The organism is Pseudomonas sp. St29, from assembly GCF_001547915.1.
Classification (GTDB): domain Bacteria; phylum Pseudomonadota; class Gammaproteobacteria; order Pseudomonadales; family Pseudomonadaceae; genus Aquipseudomonas.
Genome location: NZ_AP014628.1, coordinates 4037615 through 4058737, shown reverse-complemented (window position 1 = coordinate 4058737; position 21123 = coordinate 4037615). Strand labels below are relative to the sequence as shown.

General features: G+C 66.2%; 19 protein-coding genes. 15 read left to right on the top strand and 4 right to left on the bottom strand.

What is annotated here, in order from left to right; translation table 11 throughout:
• Window position 1: 1 nt before the first annotated feature.
• The gene (locus PST29_RS17995) at window positions 2-1219 is read left to right on the top strand and encodes a mandelate racemase/muconate lactonizing enzyme family protein (RefSeq protein WP_060843936.1); all 1218 of its coding nucleotides are present in this window, start codon (window positions 2-4) and stop codon (window positions 1217-1219) included.
• 78 nt (window positions 1220-1297) lie between these two features.
• A complete protein-coding gene (locus PST29_RS17990; RefSeq protein ID WP_060843935.1) occupies window positions 1298-2929 on the top strand; it encodes a GMC family oxidoreductase in 1632 nt (543 codons plus the stop codon).
• A 34-nt stretch (window positions 2930-2963) separates the two neighbouring features.
• Here the strand turns inward: PST29_RS17990 and PST29_RS17985 are convergent, their stop codons facing one another.
• Complete coding sequence (locus PST29_RS17985) at window positions 2964-3890, bottom strand: universal stress protein (protein WP_060843934.1); 927 nt, start codon at window positions 3888-3890, stop codon at window positions 2964-2966.
• A 301-nt stretch (window positions 3891-4191) separates the two neighbouring features.
• Between PST29_RS17985 and PST29_RS17980 the strand changes: the two genes are divergently transcribed.
• The 8 genes from PST29_RS17980 (at window position 4192) to PST29_RS17945 (ending at window position 10819) form a co-directional block, all read left to right on the top strand.
• A complete protein-coding gene (locus PST29_RS17980) occupies window positions 4192-4584 on the top strand; it encodes a VOC family protein (RefSeq protein ID WP_060843933.1) in 393 nt (130 codons plus the stop codon).
• Window positions 4585-4626: 42 nt separating this feature from the next.
• A complete protein-coding gene (locus tag PST29_RS17975) occupies window positions 4627-4980 on the top strand; it encodes a DUF1801 domain-containing protein (RefSeq protein WP_060839859.1) in 354 nt (117 codons plus the stop codon).
• Between the two features lie 255 nt (window positions 4981-5235).
• Window positions 5236-6297 carry a glycosyltransferase family 2 protein gene (locus tag PST29_RS17970; protein ID WP_060843932.1) on the top strand — a complete coding sequence of 354 codons (1062 nt, stop codon included), beginning with the start codon at window positions 5236-5238 and terminating at the stop codon, window positions 6295-6297.
• Between the two features lie 53 nt (window positions 6298-6350).
• A complete protein-coding gene (locus PST29_RS17965; protein WP_060843931.1) occupies window positions 6351-7364 on the top strand; it encodes a hypothetical protein in 1014 nt (337 codons plus the stop codon).
• The gene (locus PST29_RS17960; RefSeq protein WP_060843930.1) at window positions 7361-8092 is read left to right on the top strand and encodes a hypothetical protein; all 732 of its coding nucleotides are present in this window, start codon (window positions 7361-7363) and stop codon (window positions 8090-8092) included. Before PST29_RS17965 ends, PST29_RS17960 begins: the two co-directional genes overlap by 4 nt.
• Window positions 8089-9180, top strand: a complete 1092-nt coding sequence (locus PST29_RS17955) for a hypothetical protein (RefSeq protein ID WP_060843929.1) — start codon at window positions 8089-8091, stop codon at window positions 9178-9180. The genes PST29_RS17960 and PST29_RS17955 overlap by 4 nt, the downstream gene beginning before the upstream one ends.
• Before the next feature lie 63 nt (window positions 9181-9243).
• Window positions 9244-9867: a phosphatase PAP2 family protein gene (locus tag PST29_RS17950; RefSeq protein WP_060843928.1), complete on the top strand. Its 624-nt coding sequence runs from the start codon at window positions 9244-9246 to the stop codon at window positions 9865-9867.
• Window positions 9854-10819, top strand: a complete 966-nt coding sequence (locus PST29_RS17945; protein WP_060843927.1) for a fatty acid desaturase family protein — start codon at window positions 9854-9856, stop codon at window positions 10817-10819. Before PST29_RS17950 ends, PST29_RS17945 begins: the two co-directional genes overlap by 14 nt.
• 83 nt (window positions 10820-10902) lie before the next feature.
• On the opposite strand, the gene PST29_RS17940 is transcribed toward PST29_RS17945, so the two are convergent.
• From PST29_RS17940 to PST29_RS17930, 3 genes are all read right to left on the bottom strand, one after another.
• Window positions 10903-12642 carry a dipeptidase gene (locus PST29_RS17940; RefSeq protein ID WP_060839835.1) on the bottom strand — a complete coding sequence of 580 codons (1740 nt, stop codon included), beginning with the start codon at window positions 12640-12642 and terminating at the stop codon, window positions 10903-10905.
• Between the two features lie 210 nt (window positions 12643-12852).
• Window positions 12853-14097, bottom strand: a complete 1245-nt coding sequence (locus PST29_RS17935) for a saccharopine dehydrogenase family protein (RefSeq protein ID WP_060843926.1) — start codon at window positions 14095-14097, stop codon at window positions 12853-12855.
• 29 nt (window positions 14098-14126) lie between these two features.
• Window positions 14127-15224: a carboxynorspermidine decarboxylase gene (locus PST29_RS17930; RefSeq protein WP_060843925.1), complete on the bottom strand. Its 1098-nt coding sequence runs from the start codon at window positions 15222-15224 to the stop codon at window positions 14127-14129.
• Between the two features lie 352 nt (window positions 15225-15576).
• Between PST29_RS17930 and PST29_RS17925 the strand changes: the two genes are divergently transcribed.
• The 5 genes from PST29_RS17925 to PST29_RS17905 all read left to right on the top strand — a co-directional run bounded on the left by PST29_RS17925 (window position 15577) and on the right by PST29_RS17905 (window position 21093).
• Entirely contained in the window at window positions 15577-16881 is a 1305-nt protein-coding gene (locus PST29_RS17925; protein ID WP_060843924.1) for a flavin-containing monooxygenase, read from the top strand.
• Window positions 16881-17291, top strand: a complete 411-nt coding sequence (locus tag PST29_RS17920; protein WP_011061806.1) for a RidA family protein — start codon at window positions 16881-16883, stop codon at window positions 17289-17291. The genes PST29_RS17925 and PST29_RS17920 overlap by 1 nt, the downstream gene beginning before the upstream one ends.
• A 67-nt stretch (window positions 17292-17358) precedes the next feature.
• On the top strand, window positions 17359-18036 hold the full coding sequence (locus PST29_RS17915; protein ID WP_060839831.1) for a DUF1028 domain-containing protein: 678 nt from the start codon (window positions 17359-17361) through the stop codon (window positions 18034-18036).
• Window positions 18029-19198, top strand: a complete 1170-nt coding sequence (gene argE / locus PST29_RS17910) for an acetylornithine deacetylase (protein ID WP_060843923.1) — start codon at window positions 18029-18031, stop codon at window positions 19196-19198. The genes PST29_RS17915 and argE overlap by 8 nt, the downstream gene beginning before the upstream one ends.
• A 404-nt stretch (window positions 19199-19602) precedes the next feature.
• Window positions 19603-21093, top strand: a complete 1491-nt coding sequence (locus PST29_RS17905) for an aldehyde dehydrogenase (protein ID WP_060843922.1) — start codon at window positions 19603-19605, stop codon at window positions 21091-21093.
• Window positions 21094-21123 lie beyond the last annotated feature (30 nt).

The window sequence follows — 21123 nt, the reverse complement described above, 5'->3', positions numbered from 1 at the left end:
GATGAAAATCGTCGCCCTTGAAACCCATATTGTCGCTGTCCCGCCACCGCATATCGGTGGCATGTACTGGCTATTCGTCAAGCTGCGCACCGCCTGCGGCATCGAAGGCGTGGGCGAGATCTATGCCGCCACCTTCGGTCCCCAGGCGATGCGGCCGATCATCGAGGACGTGTTCCAGCGCTATCTGCTGGACCAGGACCCGCACCACATCGAACGCTTCTTCCGCCAGGCCTATTCCAGCGGGTTCACCCAGCGCCCGGACCTGACCATGATGGGCGTGGTCAGCGGCCTGGAGATGGCCTGTTGGGACATCATTGGCAAGGCGGCAAACAAGCCGGTGTACGAGCTGCTGGGGGGCAAGGTCCATGAACGCCTGCGCTCCTATACCTATCTGTATCCGCAGAACAGCCGCGGCGAATACGACTACGACGACCCGGACCTGGCCGCCGAATGCGCGGTACAGAACATGAACCAGGGCTTCACCGCCCTCAAGTTCGACCCGGCCGGCCCCTACACCGCGTACTCCGGGCACCAGCTGTCCCTGCAAGTGCTGGAGCGCTGTGAAACCTTCTGCCGCAAGATCCGTGAAGCGGTGGGCAATCGCTGCGACCTGCTGTTCGGCACCCATGGGCAGATGGTGCCGTCCTCGGCCATTCGCTTGGCCAAGCGCCTGGAGCAATACGACCCGCTGTGGTTCGAAGAACCGGTGCCGCCTGGCCAGGAGCAGGCCATGGCCCAGGTGGCAGCCAAGACCAGCATCCCGATCGCCACCGGTGAGCGCCTGACCACCAAGTACGAGTTCTTCAAGCTGCTGCAGGCCGGTGGTGCCTCGATCCTGCAAATGAACGTGGCGCGTTGCGGTGGCCTGCTGGAGGCGAAGAAGATTGCCAGCATGGCCGAGGTCTACTACGCGCAGATCGCCCCGCACCTGTACAACGGCCCGATTGGCGCGGCGGCGAGCTTCCAGCTGGCGGCCTGCACGCCGAATTTCCTGATCCAGGAAAGCATCATGACCTGGGGCGGCTTCCACGCCGAAGTGCTGACCAAGCCTTTGCAATGGGAGGACGGCTACATCATCCCGTCCAGCGAGCCGGGCCTGGGGGTGGAGCTGAACATGGACGTGGTACGCAGGCACTCGCCTTACAGCGGCGAACGTCTGCACCTGCAAATGACCGCGACGCCGGCCGACGTCAACGACCACTCCCCGGCCAAGGGCTGAGCACTTCCCGCCCGGAGACGGGCAGGGCATGGGCAGCCGGCATGGCTGCCTTCAATACGACCTGAGCGGTAACCCTGCATGACATACGACTACATCATCGCCGGCGCCGGTGCCGCCGGCTGCGTTCTGGCCAACCGGCTCTCGGCCTCGGGCCAATACTCGGTATTGCTGCTGGAAGCGGGCGGCAAGGACTCATCGTTCTGGTTCAAGATTCCGGTGGGTTTCGCCAAGATGTATTACAACCCGCGTTTCAACTGGATGTACTACAGCCAGCCGCAGAAGCAGCTCAACGGCCGGGCGATCTACGCGCCGCGGGGCAAGGTCCAGGGGGGCTCCGGATCGATCAACGCGATGATCTATGTGCGCGGTCAGGCCCATGATTTCGATGATTGGGCGGCCAATGGCAACGACGGCTGGAGCTTCGACGAGGTGCTGCCGTATTTCCGCAAGCTGGAGAATCATCCCCTGGGAGACAGCCAGTACCACGGCGGCAGCGGCCCCATCAGCATCACCCCGATGAAGGGGCAGACCCATTCCATCTGCGATGTGTTCCTCAAGGGCTGTGAGGAACTGGGCTATTCGCGCAGCGAAGATTTCAATGGCGCCCGATTCGAGGGCGCGGGGATCTACGACGTCAACACCCGCGATGGCCAGCGCTGCTCCAGCAGTTTTGCCCACCTGCATCCGGCGTTGCGCCGGCCAAATCTCAAGGTCGAGCATTACGCGCTGGTGGACCGGGTGCTGTTCGATGAGCAGCAACAGCGCGCCACGGGTGTCCGCGTGACCCAGCAAGGGGTGGTCCGGACCTTCAGCGCCAACAAGGAAGTGATCCTCTGTGCCGGCGCGGTGGACACGCCGAAGATCCTGCAACTCTCTGGTGTCGGTGATCGCGGGTTGCTGGCCCGGCACCAGATTCCTCTGGTTCGCCACCTGCCGGCGGTCGGGCAAAACCTGCAGGACCACTTGTGCGTCAGCTACTACTACAAGGCCAATGTGCCGACCCTCAACGACCAGCTCAGCTCGCTGCTCGGCCAGCTCAAGCTGGGCCTGCAATACCTGCTGACGCGCAAGGGCGCGCTGGCCATGAGTGTCAACCAGGCTGGCGGCTTCTTCCGTGGCGACCCGGGGCAGGAACACCCCAACCTGCAGCTGTACTTCAACCCGCTGTCGTACCAGATTCCCAAGAGCAACAAGGCCAGCCTCAAGCCCGAGCCGTATTCCGGCTTCCTGCTGTGCTTCAACCCCTGCCGGCCCACCAGTCGCGGCAGCATCCAGATCGCCTCGAACAACCCTCGGGATGCAGCGCTGATCGACCCCAACTACCTGAGCACTGACAAGGACATAGCCGAGGTGATCCAGGGCAGCCGGCTGCTGCGCAAGATCATGCAGGCCCCGGCGCTCAAGAGCATTACCCTGGATGAGGTGCTACCGGGGCCGGCGGTGGACAGTGATGAGCAGATGCTGCAGTACTTTCGCGAGAACTGCGGCTCGATCTACCACCTGTGCGGTTCCTGCGCCATGGGCCGCGACGAGCAGCGCTCGGTGGTGGACAAACGCCTCAAGGTGCATGGCCTGGCGGCGCTGCGCATCGTCGATGCCTCGATCTTCCCCAACGTCACTTCCGGCAACACCCACGCGGCGGTGTTGATGGTGGCGGAGAAGGGCGCCGACCTGATTCTTGAGGATGCCCGCTCGATGGTCGGTGGATGAGCATGCAGGAGCAGTGGCCTGAATGCGGCCCGCCTCATTCAGCCAGGTTCTCCGGCGCTACCACCCACACGCTGCACGGCATCCGGTACAGCAGGTGTTCCACCGTGTTGCCGATCAGGCGTCCCATGCCCCGGCGGAGGACCCGCCCCATGACGATCATGTCGACATCGTAGGCATCCGCATAACTGGCCAGCACCTTGGCCGGGTCGCCCATGATCATGTGCTGGTTCTCGGCGGGGATGCCATTGCGTTCGGCCAGTTCGCGAAAGGCGTCGCCCTGCGCTTCGAAGAACAGTTTGGCCACGCTTGAGGAAAAGAACGCCGAGGCGTTGTCGAAACCGAATTCGGCGGCGCTGATGGACGACAGGTCATGGGCATAGATGACATCGAGCACCGCATTGCAGGTGCTCGCCAGTTTTGCGGCTTCGCGCAAAATCCTGTCATTCAGGCCCTGGTAGCGTCCATCGCGATGGAACGGGTCGACAGCGGCGACGATGCGGCGGGGCAGGGCGTGCTGCACATGGCTGACAAAGTGCAGAGGCACCGGGCACTCGCGCAGCAGGTGAACATCCAGAGGCGTGAACATCAGGCGCGACAGCGGCGACTCGTGGTCCAGCGCCTTGATCAGCGCGGCCATCGGTTGCTCCTTGAGGTGAATGAGGATCTCCTGCAGCGGGCTCTGCACCCAGACCACCTCGGTGGTGACCGTGACGCCGATCTTGCGTAGGGGATGGGCCTGCTCTTCGAGCCACTGGCGGTGACGTTCGACATAGCCCAGACGCATCTGCTCCAGGGCCTGGCCGTTGACCATGCCGGCAGTGGCCAGGCCTTCCAGGTAGTCGAACGCGACGATGTGCAGCGCTGAGTCCGAAGCCTTGGCCAGGGCCGCGGCCCGTTCGAAGGCTGGGCTTTTGTGCATCAGGGGCGAGACGACGAGCATGAAGCGTGATGGCTCGGACATGATCAATCTCCGCCAGGTTAATGCAGCAACGCCGAGGCACCCGGCGGGTCCGGTGTCTGCACATTGCAGCCATGACCCTATGCTGGCGCCAGACGCGGCGACGGGCTTGATTTTTGTCAAGCGCCTGGGTGAGAGGCTCATGGGGCAGATCAGCGGTCGGTGCGCCGCCGGTGTGGATCCCGGGGCGGCAGGGGCATTCAGTGCTGGCGCAAGTGCAGCCTTACCGGGAAAATCCACACCGGCTCGCGGGTGCCCTTCGGCACCACGAGTCGCATAAACAGAGCAATCAAGGAGTGACACTGTGAAGTTTGGATACACGATTGTTTATGTCCCCGATGTCGAAGCCTCGATCCGTTTCTTCGAAGACGCTTTCGGCTTCTCCCGGCGCTTTCTCGACGAATCCGGTGATTACGGTGAACTCGACAGTGGCGCCACCACCCTGGCATTCGCCAGTCGCGAACTGGCCCATTCCAACGGCGAAGGCGGCTACCAGTTCTGCAGCCCTCAGCAGCAACCCCTGGGCATCGAGATCGCCCTGGTCACCGACGACGTGCCCAAGGCCCATGCCAAGGCCCTGGCCGCCGGCGCCACGGAACACGCGGCGGTGCAGAAAAAGCCCTGGGGGCAGGTGGTTTCCTATGTCCGCTGCCCGGCCGGGACCCTGGTGGAACTGTGCACCCCGGTGGGCCAGTGATTGGTCGGCCCGACCCAAGACACCGGCAGGGAGTGCCCAAGCATGCGTAAAACCGAGGATGCCGTCCTGGCCTTGCTCGAGGACATCGGCAGTACCCACGGCCACCTGCTGCAGGTGGTGCAACGGGTACGCCAGGTGGTGGAGGAGTGCTGCGGCACGGTCGCCGAATCGGTGAAGTACGGGGGGATCCTGTTTTCCCGTGTCGCGCCTTTCTGCGGGGTCTATGCCTATACCGGACACGTGTCGGTGGAGTTTGGCCAGGGCTATCTGTTCGACGATCCGCATGGGGTTCTGGAAGGCTCGGGAAAGTTTCGTCGACATATAAAGCTGCTGACACTGGCGGATGTTCAAGACAAGCAACTTGCCGATTATGTAAGGCAAGCACTCAAACACTAGTTCCTTGAACTGAACACATAACCAACGGTTGTTTCCTGCGGGGGATGCTATCCCCCGCACGGGACCTCATTGCCCTTAAAAAACACAGAGTGGAACAGCGCCTGAGCGATCCTCGAATGGCGCCGCGGCCGGTGCCGCACGCTGCCGGTGTTTGAATATTCCCGGGAATAATGCTGTGATTGCGCCCCCGCCCCTGGGGCGACCGCGCTTTTACAGAGACACAACGAAATGGATAGCCAAGAGACGACAACCGGGATGTCGCAGTTGCCTCCCGGCAGCCAGGGGCGCGAGCGCCTGGAGGCGATTGCCGCCAGCTGCGCCCTGGTGCTGGAAACCAACAACCTGCGCGGCGGCAAGGATGCCCTGGAGGCCCTGCACAGTCTTGAGCGGCTGATCGCCCGGCTGGCCCGGCAGAGTCTGGCGCCCCAGTCCCTTGCCCAGTGGATCATCACCCACGATGGCCTCGACCTGGCGGCGCGCCAGGCCTTGTGCGCCCTGGCGGGGCGGCCCGTGGATTTTGTCGAGATCGATGGCGGCACCGGCTACTACGACGCCAAGAATGTCGGCTTTGACGCGGTCGACCGGCAGCGCTGCCAGTACGTGGTGTTTGCCGACGCCGATTGCATTCCCTGTGCCGGCTGGCTGGAGCAGTTGCTTGCCCCCCTGGCCGGGCCCGATGCGCCGCTGGCGGTGGCCGGGCGCACCAGCTATGCGCCCAGCGTCGCCGGCAGCGCCCTGACCGCCATCGACTTCATGTACTTCCCCAGCCCCTTGCGCCAGGGGGCCACGCGTAACTTCTATGCCAACAACGTGGCTTTTCGTTGCGACACCTTCGAGCACTACCGCTACGAGCCGCTGGACGGGGTGTACCGGGCCCATTGCCAGGTCATGGGCCTGCGCCTGCAAGCGGCCGGGGTGGCGGTGCTCTATGCCCCCGCCGCCCACACCGAGCATCGTCTGCCCGACAGCCAGGGCGAAGTGCTCAAGCTGCGCTGGCTCAGGGGCGGCGACAGCGTCGACCTGACCCCTTATCTGGTCCGCGCCTACCTGCCGGGCTGGCTGCAATGGCTCGCGCGCAGCGGGCCGCTCGGCCCCCTGTGCGTGATGCTGGGACGCCTGGGCTACAGCCTGCGCGCCCTCAATCACCAGGACCTGCCGCCCTTGCGCGGGCTGCGGCGCCTGGGGGCGATGGCCATGGTCACGGCCATTTCCCTGCTCGATACCGCCGGCGCCGTGGTCCGTGGTTGCGGACTGCAGATCGGCCGCGCCAGTGCTCGCCACAGTGAAGCGCTGTCCTACCACCGCCACCTGGATTGATCCGCGTCGCGCCGCATCGTCGCACGCCACCGGCGTGCCTAGAGGAAACTTCCATGCACAAACCTTCACTTGCCTCATTCGGCCGTTCCCTGCTGTGCCTGGCGGTGCTGGCCCTGGCAGCCCAGGCCCAGGCCGCGCCCAGCGAGTTCGCCGGTCGCGGGGTGTATCACTTCGCCTCGGACAGTGGCTGTGCCACGCCTGTCTCCAGCGACATCGAGTGCAACCGTGTGGCCCTGGACGTGGCCGACGCCCGTGCCAGCGTCGACCGGCAAGCCCGATCCATCGTGATCGAGGCCGCCGGCGATCATGACGACAAGACCGTGATCGGCGACATCCTGCTGCACGGCAGCGGCATCGCCGGTGATGGCCAGCGCGTGCCCCTGAGCCTGCAGGTGCTGTTGCGCCGCTCCGGTCCCAAGTGGAAGACCGACACCTATGTGCATGCCCCGGTGCGCGGCGCGTTTCGCGACATCGCTCTTGATCCCTACCGCATCAGTGTCCGCGAGGGGGCCGGCGAGCGCCTGCTGCTGAGCGCCGAGCAGGCGCGCAAGGTACTGGCCCAGCCGTCGATCGCCGCGCGGGTGGCCAGCTATTTGGTGGTGGTGCGCCCCAGTGACGCGCAGAACCCGGCGGCCGACGACATCACCATCGGCCTGGGCATTGGCCGGGTGTCCAAGTCGCTGATGCGCGCCAGCTTCGACGCCAGGCAGGCGGACACCCAGGCCCTGCAGCAGGTGCTGGAGCAGGGCACCTGGAACCTCGACCTGCGGGCCCTCAGTGGGCAGATTCCGCGGTGGGTGGTGCAGCGCCAGCTGTTCGTGTTCGGCCTTGAGGACAGCCCGTTGCTCCAGGAGGTGCGCCGGCGCGGCCTGAACAAGCACGACAATCTGCAACTGGGCGCGGTCAACGGCCAGGGCTACCTGCGCTACAACGGCCAGGAGCAAGCCTTTCCCGGTGCCGCTGCCAGCGGTACGGCCTTTATGCGCGACAGCTTCATCGGCCTGATCCTGGCCTGGCACCACAGCCAGCAGGCGAGCAGCGCCGCCGCGGCGCAGCCCGGGCAATGAGCGCGGAGCAAGGGCGGGTGGGCGCGGCCGATTTCAGCTGCCTGAACCAGCCCCGGGCCCGGGGCCTGGGGGCGCTGCAGGCGCGCCTGGTGGACCGCATCAAGCGCGCCGCGCTGCGGCGCCTGCACCTGAGCCAAAGGGGCGAGCGCCTGTTGTTGCGCATGTACCTGGCCGGCGAAGACGCCACCGAGCGGGCGCTGCTGGACGAGCTGCTGCCGCAGTCGCCGCCCTGGCTCGAACGTCAGGTGCAGCAGCATCTGGCCGATGAGCAGCGTCATGTGACCCTGTTCGCCGAGGCCCTGCGGGCGCTGGGCGACCAAGGCGCCCAGCGCCTGGAACCGGACTGGCTGAGCCGGCGCAAGATCCTGCGGTGGCAGCGGCTGGCCCATCGCTATGCCGGGTATTTCGAGCATGGCCTGCTGGTGCCGGCCTATGCCACCGGGCTCTGCGCCGAGCAGATGGCCGAGCGGGTGTTGCGCCGCCACTGCGCCGTGCTGGACCCCGGGCATCGCCTGTATCCGCTGTTGGCGCGGGTGCTGGCCGACGAGCAAGCCCACGTGCGCCTGTGCCAGAACACCCTGCGGCGTATCGTGGCGCCCGGGGAAGCGCACCGGCTGGCGGCCTTGCTCAGGGAGATACGCGCCGTGGATGCCAGCTTCGGCGTCAGCGGGGCCCTGGCCATGCTGGGCGCCGGCTGGGTACTGGGTGGCGTGGGCCGCCGCCGATGAGTGGGCGAATTCTCTACCTGGCCACCGCCGACGCCCGCGGCCACCTGATGCGCGCGCAGTTGCTGGTGCATGCCCTGCGTGCGGCCGGGGCCCAGGTCGAGGTGCTGACCACCTCGGCGCCGGGGCAGGCATTTCTGCAGCGCTTCGGCATCCAGGCGCAGATCCTTTCGCTGCACTACGCGGTGCAGTTCGACCGCGAACAGAACATGCAACGCCAGGCCACCAACCGCAATGTCGCCCATTACCTGTTCCGTCCCGGACGCATGCTGCGGGACATCTTGCACTTGAGGCGCCGCTGGCGCGGCGTCGACCTGGTGATCAACGATTCCTTCCACCCGGCGTTGCTGTACATGGGCATGCTGCCGGGGTGGCGGCGCAAGGTGGTGCATGTCTACGGCGCCAGCCTCAAGCGGGCGCTGCTGAACAACTTCGAGGGCTTGTGGCCGCGGCAGTTCGGGCGCCTGTTCGGCTGGATCGTCGGCCGCCAGATCGATGCGGCGCGGGCGCGTATCGAGCATGATTTTGCCTATGACGTCGATGATGCCCAGGCCCCGGCGCTGTATCGCCTGCCGACGCCGGTGGCCCTGGCCGAGGCCTTGCCGGACGCGCTCGGGGCGGACGCGGCGGTGTACCTCAATCCGCATTTTTGCGAGCTCGGGCTGGCCGACGCCTTGAGCGCCGGGCTGGGGGATGCCGGTCTGCACGGGCATCGGGTGGGCGAGGGGTATGCCGGGCACGATGGCTGGCTCGGGGTCGATCCGCACTGGGCCAGTCGCGCGGCCCGGGCCCGGCTGATGGTGTCGGCCCCCGGCATGGCCGCGCTGGCCATTGCCCGGGTCTATCAGCGGCCGATCATCCTGGTCCTCAGCGACCAGCCCGAACAGACCAGCAATGCCGCTCGCGCCGCCCAGCTGCAGGTGCTGCACCGGGTGGTGACCTGGCGCGGCGACGCCGCCGATTTTCGCCGGCAGGTGGCGCAAGCGGCGCAGCAGTTGAGCGCGGCGGCGCCGGCGCCCGACGTGGCGGCGGGCAACCAGCGTGCCCGGGCGCGGACCGATGCCTGGGTCAGCCGTTTGCTCGGCTTGTGAGGACGCCGCCTTGAAGCGCCATGGCCCCCCGCAACCGTCCCGCCAGTCGGCCTGCCAGTTGCAATGGCCAGCCCCTTGCGCCGCCTGATCCTGGCCGCCCGCCCCGGGCAGGCCCTGGCGGCGGCGTGTGCCCTGCTGCTGGGGCTGGCTCTGTTCATCGGCCTGCAGCGCCTGGTCAGGCCCCGCTACAGCTGGGTCACGCCGTGGGATCAGTGGATCCCGTTCGTGGCCGAGTCCTGGTTCCTGTATGTGCTGTTCTTTCCCTTTGTCCTGCTGGCGGCGGCCTACGCCAGCCCGGAGCGCTTTCGCGCGCTGCGCAACGCCACCGGCCTGGCCTTCGGCGTCGCGCTGCTGTGCTTCTGGCTGTTTCCGGAAGATCTGCCCCGGCCGGAGATCGGCGCCCTGGACAATGCCTTCCTGCAGCAGCGGCTGAGCCGCATGTGGCAACTGGACCGGGCCTGCAACGGCTTTCCCAGTCTGCATGTGGCGGTGACCTGCCTGGCCTGCCGGGCGCTCTGGGACCGCCCCTACCCATGGCTGAGCGCCACTAGCGGACTGCTGATCTGCCTGTCGACCCTGACCCTCAAGCAGCACACGCTGATCGATGTGGCGGGGGGCATGCTCCTGGCCCTGGTCTGTACCCTGGCCACCCAACGACAAGGAAAACACCGCCGTGTCCCAGCCTGAACCCCGAGCCGGCGACAACCGCCTGCTGCGTGCCTTTGTCCCCGAGGCCGAGCTGTTCGTGCTCAAGCCGCGGATCGCGGTGCTGGCCCTGCTGGCGGACTGGGGCCTGATCGCTGCCGCATTCAGCGCCGCCGCGCTCTGGCCGCACCCGCTGACCTACCTCCTGGCGGCGCTGCTCATCGCCCGCAGCCAACTGGCCCTGGCGGTGCTCATGCACGAGAGTGCCCACGGCCTGCTGCTGCGCGGGCAGGCGCGCAATGATGCCGTGGGGCAGTGGTTGGCGGCAGGCCCGCTGTTTCTGTCCTTGGCGACCTACCGTGCCGGTCACCTGAAGCATCACCGCCAGCCGATGCAGCATGACGATCCGGTGATGGCGGTATTCGGCATGGGGGATTACCCGCTGCCGCGGGGCAAGCTGGCCAGGCGTTTGCTGGCGGATCTGCTGGGGGTGGGGTACGTCATCAGTGCCTGCCGATTTGCCCGGGGCGACTACCGCGCGGTCATGCCCAGGGTCGACAAGTCGGCGAGGCTGCGGTTTTCGGAGTTCCTTTCCATGTTGCTGGGCAACGGCCTGCTGTTCGGCCTGCTGGCCTGGAGCGGGCACCCCTGGCTCTATCTCGGCTTGTGGCTTTTGCCGGCGATGACCCTGTTGCCGCTGATGGGCCGGGTGCGGGCGATCATGGAGCACGCCGGCCTGCCGGCCCATGCCGACCAGAGCCAGAACGCCCGCAGCATCGTGCGGCCAAACTGGCAGACCTTCCTCTTCGGCCCCCACGCCATCCATTACCACATCGAGCATCACCTCTATGTGCGCGTGCCGTTCTACCACCTGCAGCGTCTGCATCGGCAATTGGCCGCACGGCAGCTGCTGCCGGCAGGCAATCTCTACCGGGGCTACATCGGGGTGCTGCGCGATGTCAGCGATCCGTCCTGGAAGTCGTCGGCAGACTGAAGCCTGGGCCGAGCCTGGCGGCGTGCGGGGACGGGGGGAGGGAGGTGGCGCGCCCGTCCTCGCGGGCGGGCGCGCCGGGGCACTCAGAGCTTGGGCAACTGGCCGATGCGGCCCATCATTTCGGTGACGATCTGCAGGTCCAGCAGGAACTGCTCCCGGGTCTTGAACTCGTTGTCGGTGTGGCCGGTGTACTTGACTTCGGGCCGCGCCAGGCCGAACTGCACGCCGTTGGGCAGTTCATGCACCGAGGTGGCGCCGGCGGAGGTGCCGAACGTGTGCGCCATGCCCAGGTTCTCGCTGGCCACCGCCAGCAGCGCCTTGACCCATTCACCCTCGGGGTTGCGGTACATCGGTTCGGCGATCTTGGTGTCGATGGTCACGGCCACGCCGCTCTTCTTGCTCCAGGCCGCCAGCTTGTCGCTGATTTCGCCCTTCAGCACCTCCGGGGTCTTGCCCTTGGGCACCCGCAGGTTGACCGCCAGCTTGAGGTTCTGCTCATCCACGCTGACCAGGGTCGGCGAGGTGGTCAGCGGGCCCATGAAGTCGTCGGAAAAACCGATGCCCAGCTGCTTGCCCAGGTAGTCCAGGCCCCAGTTGTCGGCGAGGTAGCGGGCGGCGTCGGTGAAGGCGTTGTGCTTGAAGGCCACCTTGCCGTCCAGGCTGTTGATGAAATCCAGCATCCGCGCCACCGGGTTGACCCCGGACTCGGGCTCGGAGGAGTGGGCCGAGACGCCGGTGACGGTCAGTTGCACGTCCGCGCCCGCCACCTTGGCCGCGACCTGGAAGTTGCCGCCATGGGCCTTGGCGTACTCGGCCCCGGCCTGCTGCAGGCTGGCAGCCAGCTGCGCCGGGTTGTCGCTCTTCAGGGTGGCCACCGAGGTGGACGGGATCTGGTTGGTCGCCAGGCCACCGGTGAGGTGGGTGATCTCGGCGCCCTGGCCTGTGGCGGCGCGCCGGGCAAAGGTCGCCATCACCGTGCCGTAGCCTTTCTCGGCGATCACCACCGGGTAGCCGCCGTCCAGGGCCAGGTTGTAGTTGGGCGTCGGGTTGTGCTCGAAGTAGTAGGGAATGGCGTCGCCGCTGGTTTCCTCGGTGGTGTCCACCAGCAGCTTGAAGTGGCGCGCCAGGGGCAGTTGCTCTTCCTTGATGATCTTCATCGCGTAGAGCGCGACGACGATGCCGTTCTTGTCATCCTCGGTGCCGCGGCCGTACATGCGGTCGCCGATCAGGGTGACCTTGAACGGGTCGAGACGGGTGCCGTCTTCGAGCACCCAGTTTTCCGGGGTCACCGGCACCACGTCGGCGTGGGCGTGGATGCCGACCACTTCCTGGCCGGCGCCCTCCAGGGAGATCTCGTAGACCCGGTTGTCGATGTTGCGAAAGTTCAGGTTGAAGGCCTTGGCCAGCCCCTGGATCTTCTCGGCGATCTTGAGGAACTCGGGGTTCTTGTACTGCGGTACGCCGTCGACGTTGAAGGTGGGGATGGCCACCAGTTCGCGCAGGGTTTCGGTGGCGGCCTTGCCGTACTTGATCCGGGCGTAGAGGCCCAGCAGGCGATGGATTTCGTTCTGCTGTTCGGCGCTCAGGGCTTTTTTGTCGAGGAAGGCGGCGATGGCCGGACCCAGGTTGGCGCTCTTGCCCGTTTCGCTCTTGGCCAGGGCGCCGAGGAACTGGCGGAAGTCGCCGGCCGGGGCGTCACTGAAGGTCTTGAGGATGGCCGCGCTTTGCTGCGGGGTGATGTTGGCTTGGGCGCTGCTGGTGAACGCGGACAGGCTGGCGAGCATCAGGGTGGCCGCAGCCAGGTGCTTGAGAGAGAAATCCATTACGGAGGGCATTCCTTTGCAGGGAGTGATTAGGAAATGTCTGAGCGATCAGACAGAAACCTGCTCAAGCTAACACTACGAAGGAGGAGGGCGGGAGCCCCGCCAGTGCGATCTGTCGCACAGAACGGTAAAAGCGACGCACCATCGACAATGGCGAAAGGGCTGCAACAGAGGGCGCCGTTGCCGGCGCCCGCTGTGGCTGGAGCTAGATCAGAGGGCGGCGTCCCAAGGACGATCGCCATGCTCGTCCTTGATCCGGGTCGGCAGGCCCATCACGTCCAGCGCCTTGAGGAACGGCTCGGCGGCCAGCTCCTCGACGTTGACCATGCGCTGCACGTCCCACTGGCCACGGGCCACCAGCAGGGCGGCCGCCACGGGCGGCACGCCGGCGGTGTAGGAAATGCCCTGGCTGTCGGTCTCGGCGTAGGCTTCTTCGTGGTCAGCCACGTTGTAGATGAAGACTTCGCGCGGCTGGCCGTCCTTGGTGCCCTTGACCAGGTCGCCGATGCAGGTCTTGCCGGTGTAGCCCGGGGCCAGGGAGGCCGGATCAGGCAGCACCGCCTTGACCACCTTGAGCGGCACCACTTCCAGGCCTTCGGCGGTCTTGACCGGCTGCTCGGAGAGCAGGCCGAGGTTGCGCAGCACGGTGAACACGTTGATGTAGTGCTCGCCGAAGCTCATCCAGAAGCGCACGTTGGGCACGTCGAGGTTCTTCGACAGCGAGTGCACTTCGTCGTGGCCGGTCAGGTACAGGTTCTGCGAGCCGACCACCGGCAGGTCGTCGGTGCGCTTGACTTCGAACATGGTGTTGCTGGTCCACTGGCTGTTCTGCCAGCTCCACACCTGTCCGGTGAATTCGCGGAAATTGATTTCCGGGTCGAAATTGGTGGCGAAATATTTGCCATGGGATCCGGCATTGACGTCGAGAATGTCGATGGAATCAATGCGGTCGAAATGCTGTTGCTTGGCCAGGGCGGCATAGGCGTTGACCACGCCCGGATCGAAGCCCACGCCGAGAATGGCGGTGATGTTCTTCTCCCGGCACTCCTCGAGGTGCTTCCACTCGTAGTTGCCGTACCAGGGCGGCGTTTCGCAGATCTTGCCCGGCTCTTCGTGGATCGCGGTGTCCAGGTAGGCCACGCCGGTATCGATGCAGGCACGCAGCACCGACATGTTGAGGAAGGCGGAACCGACGTTGATGACGATCTGCGACTCGGTCTCGCGGATCAGCGCCTTGGTCGCTTCGATGTCCAGCGCGTTGAGCGCATAGGCTTTTATTTCAGCGGGCTGTTTGAGGCTGCCCTTGGCCTTGACGCTGTCGATGATGGCCTGGCATTTGGAGATGTTGCGCGACGCGATGGCAATACGACCGAGTTCGTCGTTGTGCTGCGCGCACTTGTGGGCCACCACCTTGGCGACACCTCCTGCACCAATGATAAGAACATTCTTCTTCAATTTATTTACTTCTCCTCGTGTCTGTCCGCTCAGGAAAGGCTGGACAGGTAGTCTTCGAAACCAAACTCGCGAACCACATCGATGCTGCCATCGAGTTGTTTCACAACGATGGATGGCATTTTCAGGCCGTTGAACCAGTTTTTCTTGACCATGGTGTAGCCCGCCGCGTCGACGAACGACAGGCGATCGCCGATGGCCAGCGGACGTTCGAATTGATACTCGCCAAAGATGTCTCCGGCCAGGCAAGACTTGCCACAAATCATGTAGCTGTGTTCGCCGCTGCTGGGGGCCAGCTTGGCGTTCAGGCGATAGATCAGCAGGTCGAGCATGTGGGCTTCGATGGAGCTGTCCACCACGGCCAGGTGCTTGCCGTTGTACAGGGTGTCGAGCACGGTCACTTCCAGGGATGCGCTCTGGGTGATCGCCGCTTCGCCCGGCTCCAGGTAGACCTGCACGCCGTACTGCTCGGAGAAGGCCTTGAGCCGCGCGCAGAAGGCGTCCAGGGCGTAGTCCTCGCCGGTGAAGTGGATGCCGCCGCCGAGGCTGACCCACTCGACCTTGTGCAGCAGGTGGCCGAAGCGCTCCTCGATGGTGCTCAGCATCTGGTCGAACAGGCCGAAGTCGCCGTTCTCGCAGTTGTTATGGAACATGAAGCCGGAGATCTGCTCGATCACGCCTTCGATCTTCGCCGGGTCCCATTCGCCCAGGCGGCTGAAAGGCCGGGCCGGGTCGGCCAGCAGGTAGTCCGAGCTGCTCACCTGGGGGTTGACCCGCAGACCGCGGACCTTGCCCGCGCTGGCGTCGGCAAAGCGCTGCAGCTGGCTGATGGAGTTGAAGATGATCTTGTCGCAGTTGGCGAGCATCTCTTCGATCTCGTCGTCGGCCCAGGCCACGCTGTAGGCGTGGGTTTCGCCAGCGAACTTCTGCCGGCCGAGCTTGAGCTCGTACAGCGACGAGGAGGTGGTGCCGTCCATGTACTGCTGCATCAGGTCGAACACCGACCAGGTGGCGAAGCACTTGAGGGCCAGCAGGGCCTTGGCGCCGGACTGCTCGCGCACATAGGCGATCTTCTGCATGTTGCTCAAAAGCTTCTGCTTGTCGATGAGGTAGTACGGCGTCTTGATCATTTCAGGGTCTCCGGCAGGGCCAGCCAAAAAGGTACGCATTGTGCCTTCAGTGCCTGCAGATCGAAAGCACGGAAATGCATTTTCGCCGGGTAATCATCTGAAAGGCCCTGGTGATCAGTCTGATCGCTCGGGCCGCTGCCGAGTGTGCCTGTGGGCCTTGCCCCGAGCCGGCTCAGGGACGGGTGCAGGCCCCGTGCTGCCTCGCTTTTTCTTATCCAGGGAGCACATTTTTAATAATTTTCCTTCGCGGGCGTCTGTCGCACCATCTGTCGCATCCGACTTATCCCGGGTTCCGAACCGCGTGTGCCAGGCCTTCCGGCCGGTGCCAATCGTCTCGCAGAAGGACACAGACATGACCGTAGAACAACAAATGCAAGTGGACACCCTGGTGGTCGGCGCGGGTCAGGCCGGCGTGGCCATGAGCGAGCACCTGAGCAAGCTCGGCGTGCCCCACCTGGTGCTGGAACGCAGCCGCATCGCCGAAGCCTGGCGCAGCGCACGCTGGGATTCCCTGGTGGCCAACGGGCCGGCCTGGCATGACCGCTTTCCCGGGATGCCCTTCGCCCTGCCGGACGATGCCTTTGCCGCCAAGGAGCAGGTGGCGGACTACTTCGAAGCCTACGCCCGTACCTTCAACGCGCCGATCCGAACCGGGGTCGAGGTGCGCAAGGTGCAGCGCAATGTCGGTCGTCCGGGCTTCACCGTCGAGACGTCCGATGGGGTGATCCAGGCCCGGCGCGTGGTGGCCGCCACCGGTCCGTTCCAGCGTCCGGTGATCCCGCCGATTGCCCCCGCCAATGGCCGCCTGACGCAGATCCACTCCGCCGAGTACCGCAATCCGCAGCAGTTGCCCGAGGGCGCGGTGCTGGTGGTGGGCGCAGGCTCGTCCGGGGTGCAGATCGCCGATGAACTGCAGCGGGCGGGGCGCCGGGTGTATCTGTCGGTGGGCGCCCATGACCGTCCGCCGCGTTCCTATCGCAACCGGGATTTCTGCTGGTGGCTCGGGGTGCTGGGGGAGTGGGATGCGGAGATCGCCAAGCCCGGGCGCGAACACGTGACCATCGCCGTCAGCGGCGCTCGCGGCGGCCAGACCATCGACTTTCGCGCCCTGGCCCACCAGGGCATCACCCTGGTCGGGCTGACCCGGGCCTTTGCCGGCGAGCACGTGACCTTCCAGGCGGACCTGCTGGACAACCTGGACCGGGGCGACGAGAACTACCTGGCGCTGCTGGACGCCGCCGATGCCTATGTCGAGCGCAACGGCCTCGACCTGCCGCTGGAGCCCGAGGCGCGCCGGCGCCTGCCGGACCCGGACTGCGTCAGGCAGCCGATCCTCGAATTGGACCTGCAACAGGCCGGCATCAACTCGATCATCTGGGCCACCGGCTACGCCGTGGATTTTTCCTGGCTGCAGGTCGACACCTTCAGCGAACAGGGCAAGCCCCTGCACCAGCGTGGCGTGTCCCGCGAGCCCGGGGTGTATTTCCTCGGCCTGCCCTGGCTGTCGCGCCGTGGCTCGTCGTTCATCTGGGGGGTGTGGCACGACGCCAAGCATATTGCCGATCACATCGCCACCCAGCGCAAATACCAGGCCTATGGCAGCCCGGCCCCAGCCGCGGCGCCGCATCACAACCTCAGCAGCGTGGGAGCCCTCTGATGCCGACTCATACCCGTATCCGCATGTTCAACACCAAGGACACCTACCCCAACCAGTCCCTGGACAACGACCTGTGCCAGGCGGTGCGCGCCGGTAATACGGTGTACGTTCGCGGTCAGGTCGGCACCGATTTCGACGGCCGCCTGGTGGGCCTGGGCGATCCCCGGGCCCAGGCCGAGCAGGCGATGAAAAACGTCAAGCAACTGCTGGAAGAGGCGGGCAGCGACCTGTCCCATATCGTCAAGACCACCACCTACCTCACCGACCCGCGCTACCGCGAGCCGGTGTACCAGGAAGTGGGCAAGTGGCTCAAAGGGGTGTTCCCGATCTCCACCGGGCTGGTGGTCTCGGCCCTCGGCCAGCCGCAGTGGCTGATGGAGATCGACGTGATCGCGGTCATTCCCGAGTGAGCCCGACGCTGTTTTCACGGACGCCGCACCCGGCGTCGACGCAGGCCCGGCGGGCCAAGGAGTTTGCATGACTTTTTCCATCGTGGGCCGTTGCGCCGAAACCGGCCAGCTGGGCATCGCCATCAGTTCGTCGAGCATCGCGGTCGGCGCCCGTTGCCCCTGGGTGCGGGCCGGAGTGGGCGCGGTGGCCACCCAGAACGTCACCCTGCCGGCGCTGGGGCCGCAGATTCTCGACCTGCTGGAACAGCGCAAGCTCGACCCCGGCACCGCCCTGGAGCAGGCCCTGGGTCGCAACGGCTGGAGCCAGTACCGCCAGGTGACGGTGATCGACAACCAGGGCCGCACGGCGCTGTTCAGTGGCCAGCAGGCGTTGGGCATCCACCATGCGCTGGCCGGCGAGCAGTGTGTGGCCGCCGGCAACCTGCTGGCGGACGCCGGGGTCATCCAGGCCATGGTCCAGGCGTTCGAACAGACGCCAGGGATTCTGGCCGAGCGCCTGCTGGCGGCGATGCACGCGGCCATGGCCGCCGGTGGCGAGGCGGGCCCGGTGCATTCAGCGGCGCTGAGCGTGGTGGACGACCTGACCTGGCCCATCGTCGACCTGCGGGTGGACTGGGCCGATGCCGACCCCATCGGCCAGCTCGACGGCCTGTGGCAGGCCTACCGGCCGCAGATGCAGGACTACCTGACCCGGGCCCTGGACCCCACGGCGGCCCCCAGCTACGGAGTGCCGGGCAATGAATGAGCAGTCGAGCCGCGAGCTGTTGGCGCGACTGGTGGGCTTTGCCACGGTCAGCCGCGATTCCAACCTGGAATTGATCGGCTTTATTCGCGACTACCTGGCGCGCCACGGGGTGGACAGCGAGCTGATCTACAACCCGCAGCGGACCAAGGCCAACCTGTTTGCCAGCATCGGCCCCAGCGATCGCGGCGGGGTGGTGCTGTCCGGGCACACCGACGTGGTGCCGGTGGACGGTCAGGCCTGGAGCGTCGAGCCGTTTGTCTTGAGTGAGCGCCAAGGGCGGCTGTACGGCCGTGGCACCGCCGACATGAAGGGCTTTATCGCCTCGGTGCTGGCGGCGGTGCCGGGCTTTACCCGGCGGCGCCTGCGGCTGCCGCTGCACCTGGCGTTTTCCTACGACGAGGAGGTGGGCTGCCTGGGCGTGCGACCGATGCTCGAACGTTTGCGACAGCGGCCACACCCGCCGCTGCTGTGCCTGATCGGCGAGCCTACCGAGCTGCGCCCGGTGCTCGGGCACAAGGGCAAGCTGGCGATGCGTTGTCAGGTGCGGGGCGCGGCCTGTCATTCGGCCTATGCGCCTTACGGGGTCAACGCCATCGAGTACGCGGCGCGGTTGATCGGCAAGCTGGGAGACATCGGCAGCCGGCTGGCGCAACCCGAGCACCACGACCCGCGTTTCGATCCGCCGTATTCCACGGTGCAGACCGGCACCATCCAGGGCGGCCGTGCGCTGAACATCGTGCCGGCCGAGTGTCAGTTCGATTTCGAGGTGCGCACCCTGCCGGGCCATGACGCCCAGGCCGTGGTGGCCCAGTTGCAAGACTATGCCGACACCGAGCTGGTGCCGCAGATGCAGGCGGTACGGGCCGACACCGGGATCGACCTGCACCCCTTGAGCGCCTACCCGGGGCTGGCCACCGCCGCCGACAGCCAGGCCGCCGAACTGCTGGCGCTGCTCAGCGGCTCGCGGGAGTTCACCACCGTGGCCTTCGGCACCGAGGGCGGACTGTTCCATGAGGCGGGCATCCCCACGGTGGTCTGCGGTCCGGGCAGCATGGACCAGGGCCACAAGCCGGATGAGTTCATCAGCCTTGCACAGTTGCACGCCTGCGACGCCCTGTTGCAGCGCCTGGGCGACTGGCTGGAGCACCCCGCCCGAACCTGATGCGGTTCCTGCACGTCGGCCAACGACGCGCTGCGGTGCGGGGGAGGCATAGGAATAGGGGAGACAAGGCTTCTTGTGGCGAGGGAGCTTGCTCCCGCTCGGGCGCGCAGCGGCCGCAAAGCCTGAATCCGCAATCCACCTGACAGGCCGCGGATTCAGGCCTTGGGAAGGCTGCGCCTTCCAGCGGGAGCAAGCTCCCTCGCCACAGGGTTGTGGACTTTCGCCGTTACCTGGGGCTTTGGGTGGCGGCGTTTTGCGTGGGGGCGCCAAGCCGTCTGGCTACAGAGCTTTTTCATGGTGCTGGAGCATATTTTTAGTATTTTTCCTCTGGCTCGCGCTGACGCACCATCCCTCAGGACCCAATAACCAACAGGCCGTCGCAACGGCCGACGAGGGAGTGCAGCGTGTTCGAACTCGGTGACTGGCAGCAGCGGGCTGCCCAACAGACATTCATTGATCAGGCGCTGATTGGCGGCCAACGGATGGCCGCCCAGTCCGGCGCCACCTTCGATGCGGTCAACCCGGCCACCCTTGGGGTACTGGCCCGGGTCAGTGCCTGCGGCGCGGCCGATGTGGACCTGGCGGTGGCCGCCGCGCGTCGGGCCTTCGACCAGGGGCCCTGGGCGCGCATGGCCCCGGTGGAGCGCAAGAAGGTCCTGCTGCGCCTGGCCGAGCTGATGCTCGCCCACCGCGAGGAGCTGGCGCTGCTGGACTCCCTGAACATGGGCAAGCCGGTGATGGACGCCTGGAACATCGACGTGCCCGGTGCGGCCCACGTCTTCGCCTGGTACGCCGAGAGCGTCGACAAGCTCTACGATCAACTGGCCCCCGGCGGCCACAACAGCCATGCCAGCATTCGTCGCGAAGCCCTGGGGGTGATCGGCGCGGTGGTGCCCTGGAACTTCCCCCTGGACATGGCCGCCTGGAAGCTGGCCCCGGCACTGGCGGTGGGCAACTCGGTGGTGCTCAAGCCTGCCGAACAGTCGCCGTTCTCGGCCCTGCGCCTGGCCGAGCTGGCCCTGGAGGCCGGCGTGCCGGAAGGGGTGTTCAACGTGGTGCCGGGCCTGGGCAGCGATGCCGGTCGCGCCCTGGGCCTGCACCCGGATGTGGATTGCCTGGTGTTCACCGGCTCCACCGAGGTGGGCAAGTGCTTCATGCAGTATTCGGCGCAATCGAACCTCAAGCAGGTCTGGCTCGAATGCGGCGGCAAGAGCCCGAACCTGGTGTTCGCCGACTGCCAGGACCTGGAGCTGGCCGCCGAGAAGAGCGCCTTCGGCATCTTCTTCAACCAGGGCGAGGTGTGCTCGGCCAACTCGCGGCTGCTGGTGCAGCGCAGCATTCATGACGAGTTCGTCGAGCGCCTCAAGGCCAAGGCCCGGGACTGGCGCCCGGGCAACCCGCTGGACCCGGCCAGCCGCGCCGGGGCCATGGTCGACGCGCGCCAGACCGCCCGGGTCATGGCCTATATCGAGGGCGCCCGGGAGCAGGGCGCGCAGTTGGCCTGTGGCGGCCGCCAGCTGCACATCGACGGTAGCGACAACTACATCGAGCCGACCCTCCTCACCGGGGTGAAGCCGCAGATGAGCATTGCCCGGGAGGAGGTGTTCGGCCCGGTGCTGGCGGTAATCCCCTTCGATGACGAGGAGCAGGCCATTGCCCTGGCCAATGACAGCGTCTACGGCCTGGCCGCCTCGCTGTGGACGGACGACCTCAACCGCGCCCACCGGGTGGCCCGGCAGTTGCGGGCCGGCACGGTGTCGGTGAACACCGTGGATGCCCTGGACGTCACCGTGCCCTTTGGCGGCGGCCGGCAATCGGGATTCGGTCGCGACCTGTCGCTGCATGCCTTCGACAAGTACAGCCAACTGAAGACCACCTGGTTCCAACTGCGCTAGCGCTACGGAGCCCTGGCGGCGCCACCCGGG